General features: G+C 75.5%; 14 protein-coding genes. 3 read left to right on the top strand and 11 right to left on the bottom strand.

Annotated elements, in window-relative coordinates:
- Positions 1 to 104 precede the first annotated feature (104 nt).
- The gene (locus tag C9F11_RS42245) at positions 105 to 449 is read left to right on the top strand and encodes an STAS domain-containing protein (RefSeq protein ID WP_138957354.1); all 345 of its coding nucleotides are present in this window, start codon (positions 105 to 107) and stop codon (positions 447 to 449) included.
- 85 nt (positions 450 to 534) lie between these two features.
- Positions 535 to 3033: a sugar phosphate nucleotidyltransferase gene (locus C9F11_RS42240; protein ID WP_138957355.1), complete on the top strand. Its 2499-nt coding sequence runs from the start codon at positions 535 to 537 to the stop codon at positions 3031 to 3033.
- 82 nt (positions 3034 to 3115) lie between these two features.
- On the opposite strand, the gene C9F11_RS42235 is transcribed toward C9F11_RS42240, so the two are convergent.
- From C9F11_RS42235 to C9F11_RS42220, 4 genes are all read right to left on the bottom strand, one after another.
- Positions 3116 to 3877, bottom strand: a complete 762-nt coding sequence (locus tag C9F11_RS42235) for a DsbA family protein (protein WP_212767779.1) — start codon at positions 3875 to 3877, stop codon at positions 3116 to 3118.
- Between the two features lie 6 nt (positions 3878 to 3883).
- The gene (locus C9F11_RS42230; RefSeq protein WP_269078064.1) at positions 3884 to 5233 is read right to left on the bottom strand and encodes an acyltransferase; all 1350 of its coding nucleotides are present in this window, start codon (positions 5231 to 5233) and stop codon (positions 3884 to 3886) included.
- Between the two features lie 108 nt (positions 5234 to 5341).
- The gene (locus C9F11_RS42225) at positions 5342 to 6868 is read right to left on the bottom strand and encodes an MFS transporter (protein WP_249401526.1); all 1527 of its coding nucleotides are present in this window, start codon (positions 6866 to 6868) and stop codon (positions 5342 to 5344) included.
- Between the two features lie 126 nt (positions 6869 to 6994).
- Positions 6995 to 7597 (bottom strand): TetR/AcrR family transcriptional regulator, encoded by a 603-nt coding sequence (locus tag C9F11_RS42220; protein WP_138957356.1) that lies wholly within the window; start codon positions 7595 to 7597, stop codon positions 6995 to 6997.
- A gap of 1216 nt (positions 7598 to 8813) precedes the next feature.
- On the opposite strand from C9F11_RS42220, the gene C9F11_RS42215 reads away from it, so the two are divergent.
- Positions 8814 to 9995 carry a transposase gene (locus C9F11_RS42215; RefSeq protein ID WP_138957357.1) on the top strand — a complete coding sequence of 394 codons (1182 nt, stop codon included), beginning with the start codon at positions 8814 to 8816 and terminating at the stop codon, positions 9993 to 9995.
- Between the two features lie 1676 nt (positions 9996 to 11671).
- On the opposite strand, the gene C9F11_RS42205 is transcribed toward C9F11_RS42215, so the two are convergent.
- From C9F11_RS42205 to C9F11_RS42170, 7 genes are all read right to left on the bottom strand, one after another.
- Positions 11672 to 12457 carry a glucose 1-dehydrogenase gene (locus C9F11_RS42205; protein ID WP_269078065.1) on the bottom strand — a complete coding sequence of 262 codons (786 nt, stop codon included), beginning with the start codon at positions 12455 to 12457 and terminating at the stop codon, positions 11672 to 11674.
- A 707-nt stretch (positions 12458 to 13164) separates the two neighbouring features.
- Positions 13165 to 14004: an NAD(P)H-binding protein gene (locus C9F11_RS42200; protein ID WP_269078151.1), complete on the bottom strand. Its 840-nt coding sequence runs from the start codon at positions 14002 to 14004 to the stop codon at positions 13165 to 13167.
- 317 nt (positions 14005 to 14321) lie between these two features.
- On the bottom strand, positions 14322 to 14939 hold the full coding sequence (locus C9F11_RS42195) for a ScbR family autoregulator-binding transcription factor (protein ID WP_138957358.1): 618 nt from the start codon (positions 14937 to 14939) through the stop codon (positions 14322 to 14324).
- A gap of 1196 nt (positions 14940 to 16135) precedes the next feature.
- The gene (locus C9F11_RS42185; RefSeq protein ID WP_138965815.1) at positions 16136 to 17146 is read right to left on the bottom strand and encodes a DUF5914 domain-containing protein; all 1011 of its coding nucleotides are present in this window, start codon (positions 17144 to 17146) and stop codon (positions 16136 to 16138) included.
- A complete protein-coding gene (locus tag C9F11_RS42180; RefSeq protein WP_138965813.1) occupies positions 17143 to 18159 on the bottom strand; it encodes a phytoene/squalene synthase family protein in 1017 nt (338 codons plus the stop codon). The genes C9F11_RS42185 and C9F11_RS42180 overlap by 4 nt, the downstream gene beginning before the upstream one ends.
- A complete protein-coding gene (gene crtI / locus C9F11_RS42175) occupies positions 18156 to 19676 on the bottom strand; it encodes a phytoene desaturase family protein (protein ID WP_138965811.1) in 1521 nt (506 codons plus the stop codon). The genes C9F11_RS42180 and crtI overlap by 4 nt, the downstream gene beginning before the upstream one ends.
- Positions 19673 to 20980: a polyprenyl synthetase family protein gene (locus tag C9F11_RS42170; protein ID WP_138965809.1), complete on the bottom strand. Its 1308-nt coding sequence runs from the start codon at positions 20978 to 20980 to the stop codon at positions 19673 to 19675. The genes crtI and C9F11_RS42170 overlap by 4 nt, the downstream gene beginning before the upstream one ends.
- Positions 20981 to 21219: the final 239 nt, after the last annotated feature.

Below are 21219 nucleotides of genomic sequence, written 5' to 3'. Positions count from 1 at the left end.
CCGCGTCCGCCGGGCGCCGCCGGGCGCGGTGCCCCCTCCTTGTCTGTGCACGGCTGCTGTTGATCCGTCCGTACCGCGATGAAAAGACTCCAAGGGATGACGTGATGAGTTTTGAGGCCTACTTCGGGTTCACCGGTGACACCGCCACGATCTACCTCAGCGGGGATCTGACCGACAAACGGGTGCCCGCCGTGCGCACCCTGATCGATCAGGCGCTGTCGCGTCCGGTGAACCGGCTGGTGCTGCGCATGCACGGGCTGACCTCGCTGTCCGCGGCCGGGGTGCGCTGCCTGTGCTGCACCCAGCAGCAGCTGCCCGCCGGCGCGCAGATCGTGGTGGACGGCGCCTGCGACCGCGTCCGCCGGGTGCTGCAGGCCAGCGGCTTCGCCCAGGCCGTCACCCTCATCGAGGGCTCGGTGAGCCTGCCCGACGAGCCCGCCGCCGCCTGACCCCGAACACCCCTTTGTCTGCCGTATGTCCCGCCTTTCTTGTACGTCCTGCGACACCCGCGCTACCCAAGGGAGATTCTCCGACATGAAGGCTGTTGTGATGGCCGGCGGCGAGGGCTCACGGCTGAGGCCGATGACCTCGGACCTGCCCAAGCCGCTGCTGCCGGTCGCCGACCGGCCGATCATGGAGCACGTGCTGCGCCTGCTCAAGCGCCACCGCCTGGACGACACGGTCGTCACCGTGCAGTTCCTGGCCTCCCTCATCCGCGAGCAGTTCGGCGACGGCAGCGCGCTGGGCATGCGCCTGAGCTACGCCACCGAGCCCTACGCGCTGGGCACCGCGGGCAGCGTGAAGAACGCCGCCGGCCTGCTGGGCGAGGAGCCGTTCGTGGTGATCTCCGGGGACGCGCTGACCGACATCGACCTCACCGACCTGATCGCCTTCCACCGCGCCAAGGGCGCCCTGGTGACGGTGTGCCTGACGCGGGTGCCCGAGCCGGTGGAGTTCGGCATCACCGTCCTGGACGCCGGCGGGCGCGTGGAGCGCTTCCTGGAGAAGCCCACCTGGGGCCAGGTGTTCTCCGACACCGTCAACACCGGCATCTACGTCATGGAGCCCGAAGTCCTCGACTACGTCGCCGCGGGCGAGAGCGTGGACTGGTCCAGCGACGTCTTCCCCCGCCTGCTGGAGGAGGGCCGGGCCGTCTACGGCTACGTCGCCGAGGGCTACTGGGAGGACGTGGGCACCCACGCCAGCTATCTGCGCGCCCAGGCCGACGTCCTGGGCGGGCGGGTGGGCGTGGAGCGCGCCGGGGTGGAGCTCTCCCCCACCGTGCGGGTCGACAAAACCGCCCGCATCCACCCCACCGCCCAGCTGACGGGGCCGGTGTATGTGGGAGCGCACGCCCAGATCGGGGCGGGCGCCCGCATCGGCGAGCACACCGTGGTGGGCGCGCACGCGGTCGTCGACCAGGGCGCCCAGCTGCGCCGCGTGGTGGTGCACCCGCACGCCTATCTGGGCCCCGGCGCGGTGCTGCGCGGCTGCGTGATCGGCCGCAACAGCAGCCTGCGCCGCGATGTGCGCATCGAGGAGGGCAGCGTGCTGGGCGCGGGCTGCGTGGTGGAGGAGGACGCCCACGTCGCCGCCGACGTCCTGGTCTACCCGGGCAAGACCATCGAGGCGGGCACCACCGTCAACGACAGCCTGGTCTGGGAGTCGCGCGCCACCAAGTCGCTGTTCGGGCCGCGCGGGGTGCGCGGCGCCCTCAACAGCCAGGTCACCCCCGACCTCGCGGTGCGCCTGGCCAGCGCGTTCGCCACCACCCTGCCGCGCGGCGGCCAGGTCACCGTGGCCCGCGACCACGGCGTGGCCGCCCAGGTCCTGCTGCCCGCCATGATCTCCGCGCTGCGCGCGGCCGGCCTGGGCGTACGCGATCTGGGGCACGTGCCGCTGCCGCTGGCCCGCCGGCACACCGCCGAGGACAGCCACGGCGCCATCGTGGTCACCACCACCCCCGGCAGCGAGGAGAGCGTCGACATCCTCTTCCTGGACGCGCACGGCATCGACCTCTCCCCCACCGCCCAGCGCGGCCTGGAACGGGTCTTCTCCCGGCGCGAGTACCGGCGCGTGCTCTCCGGCGAGATGGGCCGCCTGCAGGCCGCGCCCACCAGCATCGAGGAGTACGCCGACGAACTCACCGCGCGCCTGGGCACCCTGGAGGGCCCCGGCCGGCGCCTGAAGGTCGTGGTGGACGCCGCCTGCGGCAGCACCGCCCTGACCCTGCCCGCCGTCCTGGGCCGGCTCAGCATCGAGGCGCTGACCGTCAACAACGCCCTGGTGCCCGCCTCCTCCACCGAGACCCCGGCCGAACGCCGCGCCGCCCTGCACACCCTGGGCCACTTCGTGGCCACCTCCGGCGCCGACTTCGGCGTGCGCTTCGACCCCACCGGCGAACGCCTGTCCCTGGTCGACGAACAGGGCCACATCATCGCCGACGACCGCGTCCTGCTGCTCCTGGTCCGCCTGCTGACAGCCGAGGCCGGCGGCGGGCGCACCGCGGTACCGGTCACCGTCAGCCGCGCGGTGGAGCAGACCGCCCTGGCCCACGGCGGGCAGGTGCGCTGGGTGGCCACCGCGCCGGGCGACTTGAACCGCGCCGCCGCCGGCGGCGGCTTCATCCTGGCCGCCGACGGCGACGGCGCCTTCGTCCTGCCCCAGTTCAGCATCTACGCCGACGGCGTCGCGGCCTTCGTCAAGATCGCCGCCCTGCTCTCGGCGGACCACACCACGCTCAGCGAGCTCATCGCCCCGCTGCCCGCCGTGCACGTGCGCCAGCGCGACCTGCCCACCGCCTGGCGCATCAAGGGCCAGGTCATGCGCACCGTCGTCGAGGCCGCCAGCGGACGGCAGATCGACACCACCGACGGGGTGCGCGTGCTGGAGGACGACGGCCGCTGGGCCCTGGTCCTGCCCGATGCGGCCGCCCCCATCACCCGCCTGTGGGCCGAGGGCCCCGACCCCGCGGCCGCCGACGCCCTGCTCGACGAATGGAGCGCGGCCGTACGCGGCTCCGCCGCCGCCTGACCCCCGCACCCCCGCGCAGCCGCCCGCCCCCGCCCCCGCACACCGGGTGCGGGGGCGGGGGCGCGGACAGCCCCGAAGGGGGTCAGGTGCCGTGCAGGCGGGTGCGGGTGCCCGGCAGCGGCTTGGGCACCGCAGCGGGCAGCGCCACCCCGGGCGGGGCCGGGGTCGTCATGTCCCACAGCCCCTGCCCCGCCCCCGCGCCCGGCCCGGCCGGCACCGCCGGCACGGACGGCACGGACGGCACGGACGGCGCCGCGGCGGCGGCGATGGCCTCCTCCACGGCCCGGGTCAGCTCATCGGCCGTGGGCACCCCGTCGATGCGCCGCTGCCCGGCCACGATCACCGGCACCATCGTCACCTGCGCCGGGCCCCGGGCATGGGCCAGGCTCTGCTGATGGGCGCGGGCATAGCGCGCCGACATGATGGCCGCGCGGAAACCCGCCCGGTCCAGGCCCGCCTCCACCGCAAGCCCGGCCAGGACCGTGGGATCGGAGATGTCCTGCCAGTGGTGGAAGTAGGCGCCGAAGACCAGGTCGGTGTAGCGGGCCCCGGCCCCGTGCTCACGCGCGTACTGATAGCCCAGCAGCGCCATCCGCGCCCGGCGCAGCGGGGTGCCCGGCGGCCCGGCCAGGTGCACGCCGCGCTCGGCGCCCAGTGGGCGCACCGAGTTCTCCCACACCCCGCGCGGGTACTCCCCCGCCTCCTCCACGCAGTTGGGGTTGACCTCGAAGGGATGGAAGGCGGGCGCGGCGTCCTGGCCGTGCAGGGCCTTGGCCAGCACATGCCGGGTGATCAGGCTGTAGGGGCAGATGAAGTCGAACCAGACGTCGACCGTGACAGTCATCGGGCCTCACTTGGACGCGGGAGCAGAACAGGAGTTGCCAACAGCCCCGGGAGCACCGGGAGTTCCAGGAGGACGGCAAGCCCCGGAAGTTCCGGGAGTGCCGGGAGTTCCAGGAGGACGGCAAGCCCCGGAAGTTCCGGGAGTGCCGGGAGTGCCGGGAGTGCCGGGAGTGCCGGGAGTGCCGGGGGTTCCGGGAGGGCGGGGGGTGCGGGGGGTGCGGCGGGGGGCGGCGTAGCGGCGCAGCAGGGGCTGCTCGACGGCCGTGTGCAGCACCCAGGCCGCCAGCAGGGTCAGGGCGCAGGCCAGCAGGAGCAGGCCCGCGGCCGCCCCGGTGCTGAACGTGCGGTGCTCGCCCAGCGCGCGGTGGCCGTGGAACTGGATCAGGCGGTGCAGCAGGTAGAAGGCGAAGGACAGCTCCCCCAGCCGTACCAGCAGGCGGCCGGCCAGCAGGGTGCGGGCCCCGCTCAGATCGGCGCGCGCGCCCGCGGCGACCAGCCAGGCCAGCGGGGCCGCGCCCAGGGCGGCGATGCCGTAGGCGACGGGCAGGGCCAGCGCCAGCAGGTAGGAGGCGGCCAGCGCCAGCACCGGCAGCGCCAGGCCGCCGCGGGCGCGGAAGCGGCCGGTGGCCACCAGGCGGGCCATCACCATGCCCAGGACGAATTCCGCCGCCCGCACCGGCGGGAAGGCCAGCAGGAACCAGTACTGCCCTTCGCTGATGGCCAGCCAGGACATGTCCGCACCCGGGGGCAGCAGCACGCCCGACAGCACCGGGAACGCGGCCACCAGGGCCGCCAGGGCCGCGGCCCACCACCACAGGCGCTCGGCGCGGATGCGGCGCACCCCCGCCCACAGGGCGGGAAAGGCCAGATAGAACAGGGCCTCCGCGCTCAAAGACCAGCTGACCGGGTTCGCACTGAGGATGACGTCGACATCCGGCTGCCAGGCCTGCACCAGCAGCAGGTTGCGCAGCAGCCCGGGCCGGGGCAGACCGGCGGCCGCCAGCAGCGCCACGGCGGCCGCCAGCGTCACCAGATGACTGGGGTAGATCTTGACCAGGCGGCGGCGCCAGAACGCCCGCCAGGTGTCCTTGGAGCGGGCGGAGAAGGCCAGCACGAAACCGCTCAGCACGAAGAAGAACGACACGCCCGTCCAGCCCGCCTGGCTGACCGCCCGGGCGAAGGCGTCGTTGACCTGCCGGTCGGCGAAGAGGTTCTCGTAGGAGGCGTGGAAGCAGAACACCAGCAGCGCCGCGGCGAAACGCATCCCGGTCAGCGACGGCAGCCGCCCCGCCCGGACCGGCTCCCCGCCCACACTCACGCTCACCCCCATGGCGTCACGGACACCCCAGGCACCCATGGCACGTCACCTCACAGCACAGACACAGACACAGACACAGACACAGCACGACAGGGCCCGCGGCACAGCCCGCAGCACACTCCGCAGCGGGGCCGGGGGCGGGGTGTCTCACGGCCGCGGGCCCGGCAGCGCACCGGCGGGGGCGGGGGTGCGCAGCAGGCGGGGCAGCAGGGCCAGCGCGGCCAGCGCCAGCAGGGCGGCGACCGCCAGGCCCGCACCGAAAGCACCGGACGCGCCGGACGCGGTGGACGCGGTGGGGCTGTCCGGGCCGGCCTGGGCGGTGAAGGCCAGGCCGGTGAGGGTGACGCCCAGGGCCATGCCGAGCTGGGCGGCGGTCTCCAGCACCCCCGAGGCCGCGCCCGCCAGCGGGGCGGGCACCTCGCGCAGCGCGGCGGCGAACAGCGGGCTGACCCCCAGGCCCTGCCCGAAGCCGATGACGGCCAGGCAGCCCAGGAGCACGGCGGTTTCGGGCCGGCCGGCCACCGCGGCGGCCAGCAGGGCCAGGGTGCCCGCGGCGTTGAGGGCGTAGCCGGCCGCCAGCAGCCGGGTGCCGATACGTTCCTGCAGCCGCGGGGCCAGCAGCGAGGCGAGGACGAACGCCAGCGCCAGCGGGGTGAAGCACAGCCCCGCGCGCAGCGCGCCGTAGCCCATGGTGCTCTGCAGGTGCCAGGTGAGCAGGAAGAACAGCCCGGCGTTGCCGGCGAAGAAGGCCACCGCGAGGGCGCTGCCCGCACGGAAGCGGCCGCGGGTGAACAGGCCCGGGTCGATCACCGCCTGCCCGCCGCGGCGGGCCAGGGCCCGCTCGTAGGCGGCCAGGAGGGCGGCGGCGGGCGGGAAGGCGGCCAGCATCGCCACGCTCCACGGCGGCCAGTGCGCGCCCTGTCCCAGGGTCAGCGGTACCAGCAGCAGGGCCAGGACGGCGCTCAGCAGCAGGGTGCCGCCCGCGTCCAGGCCCGCGCCCCGGCGGGCGGGGGCCGCGCGGCGGGGGGCGGGGGGCAGGGTCAGGGCGGCGCCCAGCAACAGCAGCAGCCCCAGGGGGACGTTGAGGAGGAAGACCGGGCGCCAGGACATCCCGAACAGGTCGGCCTGCACCAGCAGGCCGCCCAGGAGCTGGCCGGCCACCGAGGCGCCGCCGATGGCGGCGCCGAAGGCGGCGAAGGCGCGGGCCCGGCGGGCGCCGGCGAAGGCGGTCTGCAGCACCGACAGGACCTGGGGGTAGAACAGGGCCGCGCCCAGCGCCTGCACCGTGCGAAAGGCGATCAGTGCCGGGGCCGAGCCCGCCAGGCCGCAGGCCAGGGAGGCCGCGGTGAACACCGCAAGGCCCGTAAGGAACAGCCGCCGGAAGCCGTAGCGGTCGCCCAGGCGGCCGCCCGCGACCAGGAACAGGCCATAGGCCAGCAGATAGCCGGAGACCGTCAGCTGGGCCTGGGCGAAACTGGCGCCCAGATCCGTGCGCACGGCCGGCACCGCCACGTTGACGATGAACCCGTCCATGATCGCCATGAAGGTGCCGCCCAGGACCACCGCCAGCAGCCAGCCGCGGCGCCGCGCGCCCGCGCGTGCGGGCACGCGGCGGCCCACAGCGGCAGCGGGGGCGGGGGTGGGGGTGGGGGCAGAGACGTCTGTGTCCGCCACGGGGCAGCTCCTTGCAAAGACACCGGACAGCAGGGGGGTTCAACAGCAGGGGGTTCAGGGGGTGTCTCCCAGCCTCGGGCGCCCGGCGGCGGCGCGGCAACGCCGACTTGCGCAAGACGCAGCCGCCTACAGGCCGCGCCCGCGGCGGATGCCGTACAGGGCCAGCTCCCAGATGCGGGCCAGCTGTTCGGGGGCGCTCTTGTAGGTGTCGCAGCCCTGCGGTCCGCAGCTGCGCAGGTAGGACTCCACGCCGGCCACCAGGTGCTGCACCAGGGCCAGGACGGTGCGCGGGTCGCAGCCCGCGCGCAGCTGGCCCGCGGGCATGGCCTCCAGCAGTTCCTCGATGGCCGGCAGCCAGGCCCGCGGCCACGGGGCGGCGTCCTGGGCGCCCTCGCGTTCGCGGCTCAGGCGGGCCGCGGCGCGTACCGCGGGTTCCTCCTGGAGCAGGGCGGCCAGCTCCAGGGTGACGTCCACGACCGTCTCCAGGGCCGCCTCGCGGCCGTCCAGCAGCCGCTGGACGGCGTCGCGGGTGGTGGTGAGCCCGCGCAGCTGCACGGTGTCGGCCAGTTCGTCCTTGGTGGGGAAGTGGAAGGTCAACGCGCCCATGGAGATCCCCGCCGCCTTGCTGATCCGGCCAAGGGACGTGCCGTGAAAACCGGCGTGGTCAAAGGCCACGGCGGCTGCCTGCACCAGAGCCTCGCGGGTGCGTGCGGCGCGTTCCTGTTTCACTGTCGACTCCCTTGGGGACGTGGGACACCCCCGCGCACCACAGCGCGGCGCGGGGGGCGAAGGCGGTACACGAGCGGTCAAGTCCCGGCACACGGCCGGCAGCCACCGGCGGGCCGCCCGGCCCGGCCCGCGCACCGCCCCCGCCCCGCACACCGCGCACACCGCCCCGGCCGGAGGGGCCGCCCCGGCCGGGCGGGCGGGTGTCCGGGCCGGGCGCCGGGCGGGCGGGCACCGGGCCGGATGCCGGGCTGGCGGGCCGGGGGGTGCCGCTCGCCCGCCGGTGCGTGCGGCAGGCCGTCCCGTACGCTGCCCCCACCGGCGAAACCAGTGCAGACGGCAAGACCGGCGCAGCCAGCAGAACCGGCGGGACCCGTGAAGACAGCGGAGACGGCGGGACCGGCGCAGACGGTGAAGGCGCGGCGGGGCGGCGCCTGTTGACGCCCGCGGGCACCGGCCGCCCGCGGGCGCGGGCGCGGTGGGGCGGCGCGGACGGCAGGGGTGCGGACGGCGGGGGTGCGGGCCTGCGGGCGCGGCCCGCCGGTGCGCAGGCCACAGCCCCGGGACCGCGCCCTGCGTCCGCCGCAGCGGGCGGCGGGCCGCCGGGCACGCGGGCCCGGTGCGGCGGTGCGGGCGCCCTGCTTTGGGGGGCGGGTGCCGTGTGCGGCGCGCTGCGCGTCACCGGAGCCCTCCTTCCACCACGACCGACGTACCGGACTTTGAGCTTCCGACGCAGGAGGGGACACCACAACGCCAACGTGGGAAAGCCTCAGGCCTTTTTCTCTCCCCACTCCCCCTCTTTCCGCAGTTTTTCGCCCTTTCGTCCGACCAGACACCGAAAGCCCGGACTCTCCCGGCAATCCCCCAAAACACCACACCGCCCCCACGCCCGCGCCCCCACCGGAGCACGCACCGGACCCGGCCCGGCCCGGAAACGGAGTACGGAGTACGGCACAGCGCACGGCACACGGTGCGGCACGGCGCAGGGTGCGGGGCGGAGTGCGGCACGGGGTGCGGGGCGGGGCGTGCGAGGAGCGCGGGACGGGGCGGGAGGCGGCGGGAGGGGAGCGCCGGGGTCCGGGGGGCGTTCGCGCGGGCGTGAAGTCCCGTGCGGGGCACTGGAGTTCACCAAGTCGCACCGGTGCGCTCCCCTCTCTCGAAAACAAAGCGAACGTTCGCTACGCTTTTTGGGTCGGACACGTCACGGAGGGGAACGACCATGGCCGGACAGCAGCAGGTGGGGGTGGCGTCAGCGGCGGGGGGCGGTGATCCGCTGTCCGCGTTCGCCGCGGCGCTCTTCGGGCATCTGCCGCGCGCCGATCAGCGGCGCTGGGCGCAGGGGTATCTGCAGGGGCTGCTCTCGACGCCGGGCAAGAAGTCGGTGCGGCGCCTGGCGGCGGCGATCTCCGATTCGCCCACCGCCTCGCAGTCGCTGCAGCAGTTCATCAACGCCAGTCCCTGGGAGTGGGATCCGGCCCGCAAGGAGCTGATCCGCTATGTGGAGCAGCGGGCCGCCCCGCGGGCGTGGATCATCGCCACCGCGGTGCTGCCCAAGCGCGGGGGGCACTCCTGCGGGGTGCACCGCAGGTTCGTGCCCGAGGCCGGGCGCACCATCAACTGCCAGCTGGGGATCGGGGTGTTCCTGTCGCTGGGCGAGCTGCAGCTGCCGGTGGACTGGCGGCTGATGCTGCCCGAGCAGTGGAACGCCGATGAGCGGCTGCGCGAGCGGGCCCGTATCCCGGCCGTGGCCCGGCACCGGCCGCTGTGGGCGCACGCGGCGGACCTGGCGGGCTCGCTGGCCAGGCACACCCGGCACGCGCCCGCGCCGGTGGTGGCGGACATGAGTGACCACACCGATGTCGCGCAGCTCATCGAGCAGCTGCACCGCCAGGGCCGGGCGATGGTGGTGTCGGTGCCGCCGGGGATGGGGGTGTGCCCGGCGACCGCCCGCACCACCGCCTCGCACCTGGGCGCCCACAGCCCGCACGGCGCGCGGCAGTTCCTCTACCAGCACAGCACCCGCCATCCGCATGTGGTCACCGTCACCACGCCCGAGCACGGCCAGCGCCACATCCGGATCCTGTCCGGCCTGATCCGCCTGCCCGGCACCACCCACACCCTGCGGATCTTCACCCAGTGGCGGCCCAGCCTCCAGCGCCCGGCCCGGGTCTGGGTCTCCAACCTGCTGGACGCGCGCCTGGACGAGCTGATGTCCCTGGCCCAGCTGCACGCGCGCACCCGGGCGACCATGACCCATCTGGAGCAGGAGTGCGGGCTGCTGGACTTCGAGGGGCGCTCCTACCCCGGCTGGCACCATCACATGACCCTGGTCTCGGCCGCCTACGCCTACAGCCGGCTGTGCGCGCCGGCCGCCGACCAGCCCCTGCCCCGCACCGCCTGACCCACCCCCCGGCCGGTCCCCCGCCCCCGGGACCCGGCCCCCGGCGGGGCCCCCGGCCCACACCCGGCCCCGGGGCCCCGCCCCCTTCCCCCCGCCCCTGCCCCTGCCCCTGCCTGGTTGCGCCGCCCGGCGGCCGCAGCCGCCCTGAGCCCAGGGCGAGTTGCCACCCCCGCCGCCCCGCCGCCCCGGGGCCGGGGTCCGGGGGCCGGGGTCCGGGGCCTTCGTGCGCCGCCGCCGTCGCCACCGCCGCCGTCGCCACCACCGCCGCCGCCACCACCGCCGCCGCCGCCGTCGCCGTCGCCGCCGTCGCCGTCGCCGCCGTCGCCGTCGCCGTCGCCGTCGCTGTCCAGGCCTGGGGCCGCCCTCGCCCTCGCGGGTCCGGGGTCCAAGGCCGCCCCGCGCCCCCGCCGTCCGGAGACCGCAGCCGCCCCACACCTACCCCCGTCCGGGGACCGGGGCTGCTGCCCGCGCCCACCCGCCCGGGGCACAGGGCCCGTTGCGCGCCCTCACCCTCGCCCGCCTCCGGCCACCCGCTTTCGGCCTTCGGGGCCTGAGGCCGTGACCGCGCCTCCACCCGCCCCGGGCCCGGGGCGCCTTGACCACCCAAGGCCGGAAGGCGTTCCCCCACCGCCCGGGGGCCGGAAGGCCGGTCCTTCGCCGCCCGGGGCCGGAAGGCCGGTCCTTCGCCGTCCCGGCCCCCGGGCGGCCCGTCGCGCCTTCGCCCGCCTGGGGACTAAGGCTGCCCTGGGCCCGCACCCGTCCGGGGCCCGGGGGCCCGGGGGCCCGCGTGCGCCGTCGCTGTCGCCGTCGCTGTCCAGGCCGCCGTCACTGTCCAGGCCTGGGGCCGTCCCCGTCTTTGCCGGTCCGGGGCCCAAGGCCGCCCCGCGCCCTCACCATCGGCGAACCGGGGCCGTTCACGCCCCTCGTCCGGGGACTGCGGCCGTCCCGCACCCCTCACCCACCCGGGGGCCAGGGCCCGTTGCCCGCCCCCACCGCCCGGGGGCCCCGGGGGGCGTCCCCCGCCTTCGCCGGTCCGGGAGGGGCCCGGGCCCCCGCCCTCATCCTCACCCGTCCGGGAGCGGGCCGGGGGGTGCCCCTCGTCCTCGCCGGTCCGGGGACCAAGCCACACCCCTCCACCCGCCCTGATCCCAGGGCGGGTTGCCCGCCCTCACCGCCCGGGACCCGGGGGCGCCCGCGCCTTCACCCGCCCGAAGACCGCGCCGTCCGGGCCCAGCTCGGCGCCGGGCCCCGGCCCGGGCCTGCCATAAAGGGCACACCTCCGAGCCCGGCCCCGGCACCCCTGCCCCCTCCCGGCCGGGGCGGGTGCGCGGCGGAGCCCGGGCGCGGCGCGCGCCGGACCGCACGCCCTGCTTCACATACGCGGGCCAGGCCCCGGAGCGGCACACAGCAGACCCGGACCTGCCACGGTGCACCCCAGGCAACACCCGGCATCCGCCCCGGCCCAACTGCCGGTCACGGCCGGTCCGGCACGGGCACGGCCCGCTGTACCGCCCGGCCCGGCCGCGCACGGCCCGCTGCCGCGCACGGCCGGGCCGGGCGCGGGGCACGGGCGCGGCGCGGCCGGGCCGGGTACGGCGCGGGGCCGGGCTCCGCGCGCGCCAAGGCCGGGGCCCCGGCGGGGCGCGGCCCCGCCGGGGCCGGGGTGCGGCGGGGACTCAGGCGGCGGTCCAGCCGCCGTCGACGGCCATCGCGGCCCCGGTGACGAACGAGGCACGGGCGCTGCACAGCCACGCGGCGGCCTGGGCCACCTCCTCGGGACGGGCCATGCGCTTTTGCGCGGAGCGGGCCACGAAGGACTCCTCCAGCGCGGGCACCTGGGTCAGCACGTCGTCCATCAGCTCGGTACGGGTACTGCCCACCACCAGCGCGTTGACCCGGATGCCCTGGCGGCCGTACTCCTCGGCCGCGGCCCGGGTCAGACCGATCACCCCGTGCTTGGCCGCCACATACGGCGCCGCCGCCCCGGTGGCCACCACCCCCGCGACACTGGCGGTATTGACGATCGCACCCCCGCGCCCGCTCTCGAGCATCTGCGTGATCTGCGCCTTCAGGCAGTTCCAGGCCCCGCGCAGATTCACCTCCACGATCCGGGCGAACACCTCGTCGTCCGTCTCGTGCAGCCGGGTGCCCGCGGTCGCCCAGCCCGCGTTGTTGAACGCCGCGTCCAGACGGCCGAAGACATTGACCGCCTCCTTCACCGCCCGCGCCGCGTCCTCGGCGACGGTGACGTCCCCCGGCACCGCCAGCGCCCGCCCCCCGCCCGCCGTGATCTCCCCCACCAGCGCCCGTAACCGCTCCTGACGCCGCGCCATCAGCACCACCGCCGCACCCTCCGCCGCGAACAACCGCGCCGCGGCCGCACCGATCCCGCTCGAAGCCCCCGTAATCATGACCGTCGCCCCGCCCAGCAGATCCCGCCCCGCTCCCAGACCATCCCTCACCGGAAAACCCCTCCCCTATATGTGAAATCCGCTTCGACAACCGCTTCGCCACCCGCCGCGAAACCCACGGCGAAACCCGCGGCGAATCCCCGGCCCCCTGCCCCTACGAAACCCGCACCCGCCCCACACCTGCCGGACCCGCCGCACACACCCGCCCCGCCCGGCCCGGCCGCACACACCGGCAGCAGAAACCTTTCCCCGCCCCAGGCCCCCAGACCACCCCGCCAACCGGCCACCGCACCGGGCACACAGCACCGGCACACGCCCCCCGCACCCCACGAACAGCACGGGACCACAAGCAGGACCACGAACAGGACCACGAACAACGACCGGAACAGGAACAGGAACACGAACAGGAACAGGGCCCGGGGCCGGGGCCGGGGCCCGGGGCCGGGCGTACGGGCGGCAGGCCGCGTCCCGGGCGGGACGGACCGCCGCGCAGCGCACCCCCGGCACCCCCGGCACTCCTGGCACCCCCGGAGAACCGGCACCCCCGGCACTCCTGGCACCCCCGGAGAACCGGCACCCCCGGCACTCCCGGCACCCCCGGAGAACCGGTGCCCCCGGAGCACCGGTGCCGGGGACATCCCCGGGACGGAGCGCCGGCGAAAGGCACCGAGCACAGGGCACGCAGCGCCGGGCACGGGGGGGGCGGGCACGGAGGGGGCGGGCTGCGGCAGGCGCGCGGCAGGCCGCCCGCGCCGCGGCTAGCCGAAGAAACGGGCATGGCGCCGGGCCCAGTCGGCAAAACCCGCCGGAGCGCGGCCCGTGACCTGGCGCACCCCCGCGCTCACCCCCGCCTTCGCCCCGGCCCGCTGGCGCTCGGCGCTCTCCAGCAGGGCCCGCGCATAAGGCTCCGGATACCGGCCGCGCCACAGCCGCCAGGCCTCCTCCACCCCCATCTCCTCAAACCGCAGCGCCCGCCCCAGCACCCGCGCCAGCACCCGCGTCTGCTCCCGCGCGCACACCGGCCCCGGCCCCGTCAGCTCATAACAGCGCCCCCCGTGCCCGGGCGTGGTCAGCACCCGCGCCGCCACCGCCGCCACATCCCCCGGATCCACACACGCATTCACCGACGACCCGTACACCGCCCGCACCACCCCCCGCTCCCGCACCGACGGCGCCCAGGCCAGCGCCTTGGACATAAACGCCCGCGGACGCAGCACCGTCCACGCCAGACCGCACTCCCGCACCCGCTGCTCACACACCCGCTGCCAGCACGTAATCACATCCCCCGCCCCCGCATCCGTCACCGCCAGCGCCGACACCTTCACCACATGCCCCACCCCCGCCCGCACCGCCGCCTCCAGCACCCGCTCATCATGATCAGGACGCAACGGATCACTCGTGATCAGCAACAACGCCTCCATCCCCGCCAACGCCCGCTCCAACGAGGCCCGGTCACCGAAATCAGCACGCACCAAAACACCCCCCACCCCCGCCCGCACCGCCGCCCGCGGATCCCGCGTCAACGCCCGCACATAACACCCCGCCCCCACCAACTCCCCCACCACCAACCGCCCCACCGTCCCCGAAGCCCCCGCCACCACCACCCGCACACCACCCCCACCACCAGCAGAACCCCCGCCGCCAGCACCACCCCGGCCCACCACACCACCCCAGGCAGCCACCCGGCCAGCACCGCCCGCCCAGGCAGCCACCCGGCCAGCACCGCCCGCCCAGGCAGCCACGCGGCCAGCACCGCCCGCCCAGGCAGCCACGCGGCCAGCACCGCCCGCCCGGGCAGCCACGCGGGCGGCACTGCCCGTGCGGGCGGCCGTGGCCGTCCCCTCGTCCGCCGCGTCCTGGACCGTGTACGGCCCTGCCGGTAACGACACCCCGCCCCCCGCTTCCTCTTCGTCGGCTACCGGCCCCGGCCGGGATCCAGATCGATCGCGGCCGCGGCCTGCGCCCGCGCGATACCCGGCAGCAGCAACTGCCACATATGCACGATCCGCTGCGGCAACGCCGCCGTCGTCCCCGTCAGATGCGCATGCTGCTGCGTGCCCGTCATCGCCCCGACCACGAACTCCGCCACCACCTCCGGCTCCACCCCCGGCGCCAGCTCCCCCTGCTCCCGCGCCACCTCCAGCCAGCCCTGGAAAATCTTCTCCCACTCATAGAACGACGTATCGTCCTCGATCCCGTGACTGCGCTGCTCCACCGCCAGCCGCACCCCCGCCCGCAGCAACGGATTCACATTCAGCTGATGCGCCCACACCAGCGACAGATCCACCAGCCGCTGCAACCCCTGCGAATGCACCCGCGGCACCATCACCTCCGGCTGCGCACGGATCACCGCACGCGCCAGCGCCTCCTTGTTCTCGAAATGGAAATACACCGCCCCCAGCGTCACCCCCGCCCGCCGCATGATCTCCCGCATACTCGCCCCCCGGTACCCCAACTCATCAAAAGCCAGCGCCGCCGCCCGCAGAATGTCATCCCGGGTCTTCACAGCACGCTCCTGCTTGGGCTCCACCATCGAGCGTCCCCTGCCCTTCCTCGCCACAAAAACGAACGGCCGTTATTTTACGCCCCCGCCCCGCCCCCACACCAGGCCACCAACCCCACCCAAACCCACCCCCACACCCACACCCCCGCCCCGCCCACCGCCACCGCCACCGCCACCGCCACCGGGCAGGTCCAACCACCCGGCCCCGTCCCGGCCAGGCGGAAGACACCGGCACAGCCGCGGCAAGAGCAGAACACCGGACACAGCGACACCGCACAGCCAAACCCCAAAACAGCACAGGGAAGGCAACCAGCCGGACACCGCAGGCCAAGACCACAGACAGGAACCGAAGAGACCGCACGACGGCCCACCAGAACGCAGCCCACGGAACCCAAGACACCAGCCAGGAGACCCAGGACGCCACAGAGGGCCGGGACGCCAGCCAGCGGCGCCGACCAGGAGGGACGCCCACCACCCCACCACGAAGCCACACCACCCCATGACACACACCAACACCACAACCAGCCGCACAGGGCCCACGCGGCCACACCCCCTCAGCCCACCTGCAGCCGGTCGCAGGAGCACCCCGGACAAGCCCACCACGCCCCCCACACCCGGAGACACGGCACGGCGCGAACCCGAGTACCGGGAGCAGCACAGGGGGGTATGTGTACGGCACCCAGACACCGGGCCAGGCCGGGCCAGGACACGACACTTCACGGCCAGAGCCGGCCGGGGGACGGGCCCCGACCGCCCCGGAGGCAACGCAGCACGCGCTGCCGTACCACAGAGTGGCAGCAGGCACGGGCCACGCGGCGGGCGGCACGAAACACCCCTGACACTGCTATATAAATTCGCCGCACCTTCCCTACAGGACACAGGAGTCACGCGTCCGCGGTCCAAGGAAAGACGCCCATCACCCGATGGGAAGTACAGGTCCAAGGCCTTCCTCGTGTATCACCGAGTCGATGAGCAGGACCACCTCCTTGATCACCCTCCCGGCGAGGCCGACGCTCTCGAAGGGCGGGGGGGGCGGGATCGGCCGGTGAGCGAATCACTCCCGCGGCCCCGTCATCGCTGACACCCCCGGCTGCCAACCGCCGCACAGCCCACTTCACCTGCAAGGCCGGAGCAACCTCAAGCCGAGACGCCCTCCACCGGGCCACGAGACGGGAAACGCCCGGTCGGCTCCTGCTCAAGGTCGGCCTCCGGCTATCGCCCCCCGTTCACCCGGGAAAGCGTCCCGACGAACGCAGGGCCCAGCGTCGCTCGGCGTAGGCCAGGTCGTCGCGCCACAGTCGGCCCGCTGTGTGTCGGATCAGCGGGCGCAGCAGCGGGGAGGCCCGGCGGGCCGCGGTGAAGCCGGGCCGGTCGGACGTGGCTATGACGGCCTCCACCACGGCGGTGCGCGGCCTGCCCGAGCGGTCGGGTGTCAGGGGCGTGGCGTGGGTCTCCACGACGGAGCCCCTGCCCTCCCCCTCGGTGATGCGCATGACGACGGTGCGCGGCCCTGGGGCGGTGAACACCGCGCGGACGGGGACGACGAGCCGTCCGGCGACCTTGAAGGAGACGTCGACCGTGAAGGCGTCCTCCTCGTCATGCGGACCCGGGGTGCCCACGACGGTGAGGTCGACGAAGGAGTACGGGTGGAACCAGGCCCCGTGCCAGGGGTCGAGGCGGTTGGCGACCACGTCGTCGGGCTCACAGACGCCGACCCCCGTGTACACGGCTGTCAGCGCGGCGGTAGCGACGGGGCGGCCCGGTAGCGGTGGTCGAGCGGTCGGCTCCTCGCCTCCGGCGGCGTCGAGGCGCACCCAGACCAGCACCCCGTCGTCGTGGGCGAGCCACGGTTCCCAGCCGGCGAACGGCTCGCCGCCCAGGGCGAGTCCGTGCCAGTGACACACCAAGGTGCCGCAGCGCACCGGGCTGTCGCGCAGGGGCGCCCCCAGATGCGGGCAGGCGCCGGGCCCGGCGACGAGACGGCCTTCCGCGTTCCGCCACAGCACCACTTCGTGGCCTGCGACGGTACGGGCCAGGGGCCGGTCGGCGCGCAGGTCGCGGGAGGCGCCGACCGCGTACCAGTTGCCGCTGGGACGGGCCCGGGCCCGCTTGAGCGCGTCGGCGATCAGCGCAGGCCGGGCCTCGTGCCAGGTGGGGCGCTGGCGCTCCCAGGGGGCGGGGGCGCGGCGCAGGCGCAGGGGCAGGCGTCCGCGCCGGGGCGGCTGGGCGGGTGTCACGCGGGCTCCTTCGGGCGGGAAGGCGTGGGGCGGTCCCCGGCGGGGGTGGACGCGGGCCCGCGGCGGGCGGCGAGGCGGGCCGCGGCGACCCGCAGCAGGCTGTCGGCCGCGACGAGCACGCGACGTCGGCGGGGCACCACCGCTCGGCGGTGCAGCACCGTCCAGCCGTCGGCGGCGACGGCGTCGAGGATGCCGCCGTACAGCACGAGCGCCGTACGGATGCAGGGCCGTGCGACGGGATCGAGCAGCGGCACGCCTGGCGCCGCGCGGCGGTAGGCGGCACGGGTGAGGGCCTCGAACTCGCGCAGGGCAGCGGTGACGCGGTGGTCGCTACGGCCGCCGTACCGGCAATGGCGCAGCAGTTCCCGGTCGGCGCCGTGCGCGGCGATCAGGTCGAGCGGGAGGTAGACGCGGCCTCGGTCGAGGTCCTCCCCCACGTCCCGCAGGAAGTTGGTGAGCTGGAAGGCGACTCCCAGTTCGGCCGCGTAGGGTGCCGCTTCCTCGCGCGGGACCACGGCACCGAGGACCGGCAGCATCTGCAGGCCGATCACCGCGGCGGAGCCGTGCATGTAGGCGCGCAGGTCGTCGTAGCAGGCGTACTCGGTGACGGTCAGGTCGCTGCGCATGGCGGTGAGGAAGTCGGTGAAGTGGCGGTGGTCGATGGCGTAGCGGCGGCTGGTGTCGGCGAGGGCGGCGACCACCGGCGCGCTGCCCCGTCCGTCCGCGAGGCCGTGACGGAGGTCGTCGCTCAGCCGGTCGAGGGCGGCGGTCCGCCGGGCCGTGTCGCCCCCGGCGCCGGGGGCGCGGCCGCCGTGGGGTGCGTCGACGATGTCGTCGGCCCAGCGTGCGAAACCGTACAGGGCGTGGACGGCGGGGCGGCGTTCGGGGGGCAGCAGACGGGTGGCGAGGAAATAGGTGCGGCCGTGGCGGGCGTTCAGCTCGCGGCAGTGGGTGTAGGCGGCGCGCAGGCGGCGGTCGGTGATGCGGGCGGCGTCCAGTTCGCGGGCGGTCACGGGCGTGCTCCCCTGGTGCGGCGGCCGGCAGCGGCGCGGCCGCCGGTGAGGCGGGCGGCGGCGAGCTTTCCGGACAGCAGCACGGGCGGCACCCCGACGCCCGGTGTCGTGCCGCAGCCCGCGAGTACGGCGTTGGTGGTGCCGCGCACCAGGTTGCGGGGGCGGAACGGGCCTGTCTGGGAGAAGGTGTGCGCGGCGGAGAAGGGCGTGCCCGCGGCGTGGCCCTGGCCGGTCCAGTCGGCGGGGGTCACGAGGCACTCCTGCTCGATGGAGGCCGCGATGCCGGTGAGGCCGCGGCGGTCGAGTTCGCGCAGCAGGCTGTCGCGGTAGCGCGGTGCCAGGCCGGTCCAGTCGGCTGCGCCGGGCCCGATCGCGGTGTTGGGGCAGGGCGCGAGGATGTAGTGGAGGTGACGGCCCGGCGGCGCGAGGGCGGGGTCCGTCGCGGTGGGGCGGGTGATCAGCAAGGAGGGGTCGCTCATCAGCTCGCCGGTGCGGGTGAGTTCGTGGAAGGTGCGCCGCCAGGCGTGACCGAACGACAGGGTGTGGTGGGCCAGTTCGGGCCAGGTCCGGTCGCAGCCGGCGTGCAGGACCACCGCCGACGGCGCGTGCCGCAGGCGGGCCGGGCGGCGCGGGGTACGTCCCAACAGGTGGTAGGCGAGCGGCAGGTCGGGAGTGAGGACGACGGCGTCGCAGGCGATGCGCTGGTCGTCGGTGACCACCGCGGTGACGCGCTCGCCCGTGCGCTCCAGACGGGTGACCCGCTGCCCGTAGTGGAACCGCGCCCCGGCCCCGGCCGCGGCGTCGGCCATCGCGCGGGGCAGGGCGTGCATGCCGCCGCGCGGGAAGTACACCCCGGCGATGGTGTCCATGTAGGCGATCACCGCGTAGGCGGCCAGGGCCCGCTCGGGTACAACGCCCGCGTACAGGGCCTGGAAGGAGAAGACGCGGCGCAGTCGTTCGTCGCGCAGGTGGCGGGCGATGCGCGCCTGCCAGCGGCCGAAGCCGCCGAGGGCCGCGAGCCGGAGCAGGTCGGGGGTGAGCAGCTGGAGCGGCGAGTCGAAGTCGGCGTCGAGGAAGCGGCCGCGCTGGGCCCGGTAGAGCTGCCGCAGCCAGCGGCGCAGTCGGCGGTAGCCCGCCGCGTCGGCGGGCCCGGCGAACCGCTCGATCTCCGCCTCCATCGCGCTGGCATCGGTGTGCACGTCCAGAGCGCTGCCGTCGGCGAAGCGGGCCCGGTAGGCGGGGTGCAGCGGGATCAGGTCGACGCGGTCGCGCAGCGACGTGCCGACCGCGGCGAACGCCTCGTCGGCGATGTCCGGCATGGTGAGCACGGTGGGTCCGGTGTCGATCAGGTAGCCGCCGAGCGCTCGGCGTCCGGCCCGGCCGCCGGGCCGCGGGTCGCGTTCCACGACGGTGACCCGGCGGCCCGCGCCCAGCAGGTGCAGGGTGGCGGACAGCCCGGCGAGGCCCGCGCCGACCACCACCACGTGATCGGTCGGCCCGTTGACGCTCCTGGTCACCGCTGTGCCTGCGTTCCCGAGGCGGTCAGGGCCGCGGCGAGTGGCAGGCCGCCGTCCTCGGACACCTGGCCGGGCGTGCCGGTGACCTCGGCGAGCACGGCACGCAGCCGGGCCGCCGCGCGCGGCTCCAGGGCGGCTTCGCCCAGGTGGCGCAGGCACTGCCCGGAGAGCCGGGTGACCTTCGCCGTCACCAGGTCGCGCGCGCCGGTGGAGACGAGGACATCCCGTACCACGGCGAGCTCGCTGCCGGGGAGGTCCGCGCGGCCCACCGCGCGCTCCAGCACGCCGAGCGCGGAGCGGTCGTCGGCGCTCGTGGCGAGCGCCCGGGCCGCGGCCAGCAGATAGGTGGGCTTGCCCTCGCGCACGTCCCCGCCGGAGGGCTTGCCGGTGACCTCGGGGTCGGCGAAGAGGTCGTCCAGGTCGTCCCGCAGTTGGAAGGCCAGCCCCGCGCAGCGTCCGGCGCGGCACAGCGCGAGCGTGGTGGCGCCGTCGGCTCCGGCGAGCACGGCGCCCAGCTCCAGCGGCCGCTCGACCGTGTACAGGGCGCTCTTGAGGCAGGCGGACCGGACCGCCCGGTCGAGGGTGTTGGCGGAGGTGGCCTGGCCCTGCACATCGAGGTACTGCCCGGCCACCATTTCCGTGCGCAGGGTGCGCCACACCTCGTTGAGCCTGCGTCCGGTCGCGGACGGAAGGCCGGGATCGAGCACCAGGTCGGCCAGCACGTCGTCGGCCCAGGCCAGCGCGAGGTCCCCGGCGAGCACGGCGGCTGATCCGCCGAGCCTGCTCGCGGCGGACCGAGGCGCGCTGCCGGCGTACTGACGGGTCACGTCGGCGTGCAGGGCGAGATCGCCCCTGCGGGTGGATGCCTGGTCCATCAGATCGTCGTGGACCAGGGCGCAGGTCTGGATCAGTTCGAGCGCGGCCGCCGTCCGCAGCGCCGCGCGCGTCCGGGCGGCGTCCACTCCGCCACCGCAAGCGCGCAGGGACCACCACACGAGGCGGGCGCGGATGCGGCGACCGCCGCTCCGGGTGAAGCGGGCGACCCGCTCGGCGATGTCGTGGGCGAACACCGTGTCCAGCCCGCGGCAGCGGGCCAGGCGGTCGGCGAGCAGCCGCTCCAGTTCCCGGCCGACGGCACCCGGCACGTCGTCGTCGACCGCGCGCACGTCGCTTGTCCGGTCGGCCTCGGGCGTGCGGCCCGCACGGTCATCCGCCCCGGGGTGGGCCCGGGCCGCGTCTCCCGTGCCTTGAGGGCTGTGCGGCGGGTCCGCCGTGAGCCGGCCGGTCGCCTGGGTAGAGCACATCGCGGGTCCTCTCGCCGGTCGGGGCGGGCGGACCTGATGTCCCGCGCCCCACACGTCTCGCGTACGTCGTGCGGTTCCTTCCTCGCGACACATTCCGCGCGGAAGGGCTGCGCGGATGCGCGGTTCGGTGGACATCTCGCCGCGGCGTGTGCCCCTGGCCACGACACCCTCTCGGCTGCATCCGCGGGGAGCGCCGGACGAGAAGACTGATCGGAACGCCCGGTCGGGGAAGGAAGCAG

The organism is Streptomyces sp. YIM 121038 (genome assembly GCF_006088715.1).
Lineage (GTDB): Bacteria > Actinomycetota > Actinomycetes > Streptomycetales > Streptomycetaceae > Streptomyces.
Note: the sequence above shows the minus strand (reverse complement) of the source record. Positions and strands in the feature narration are given on the sequence as shown.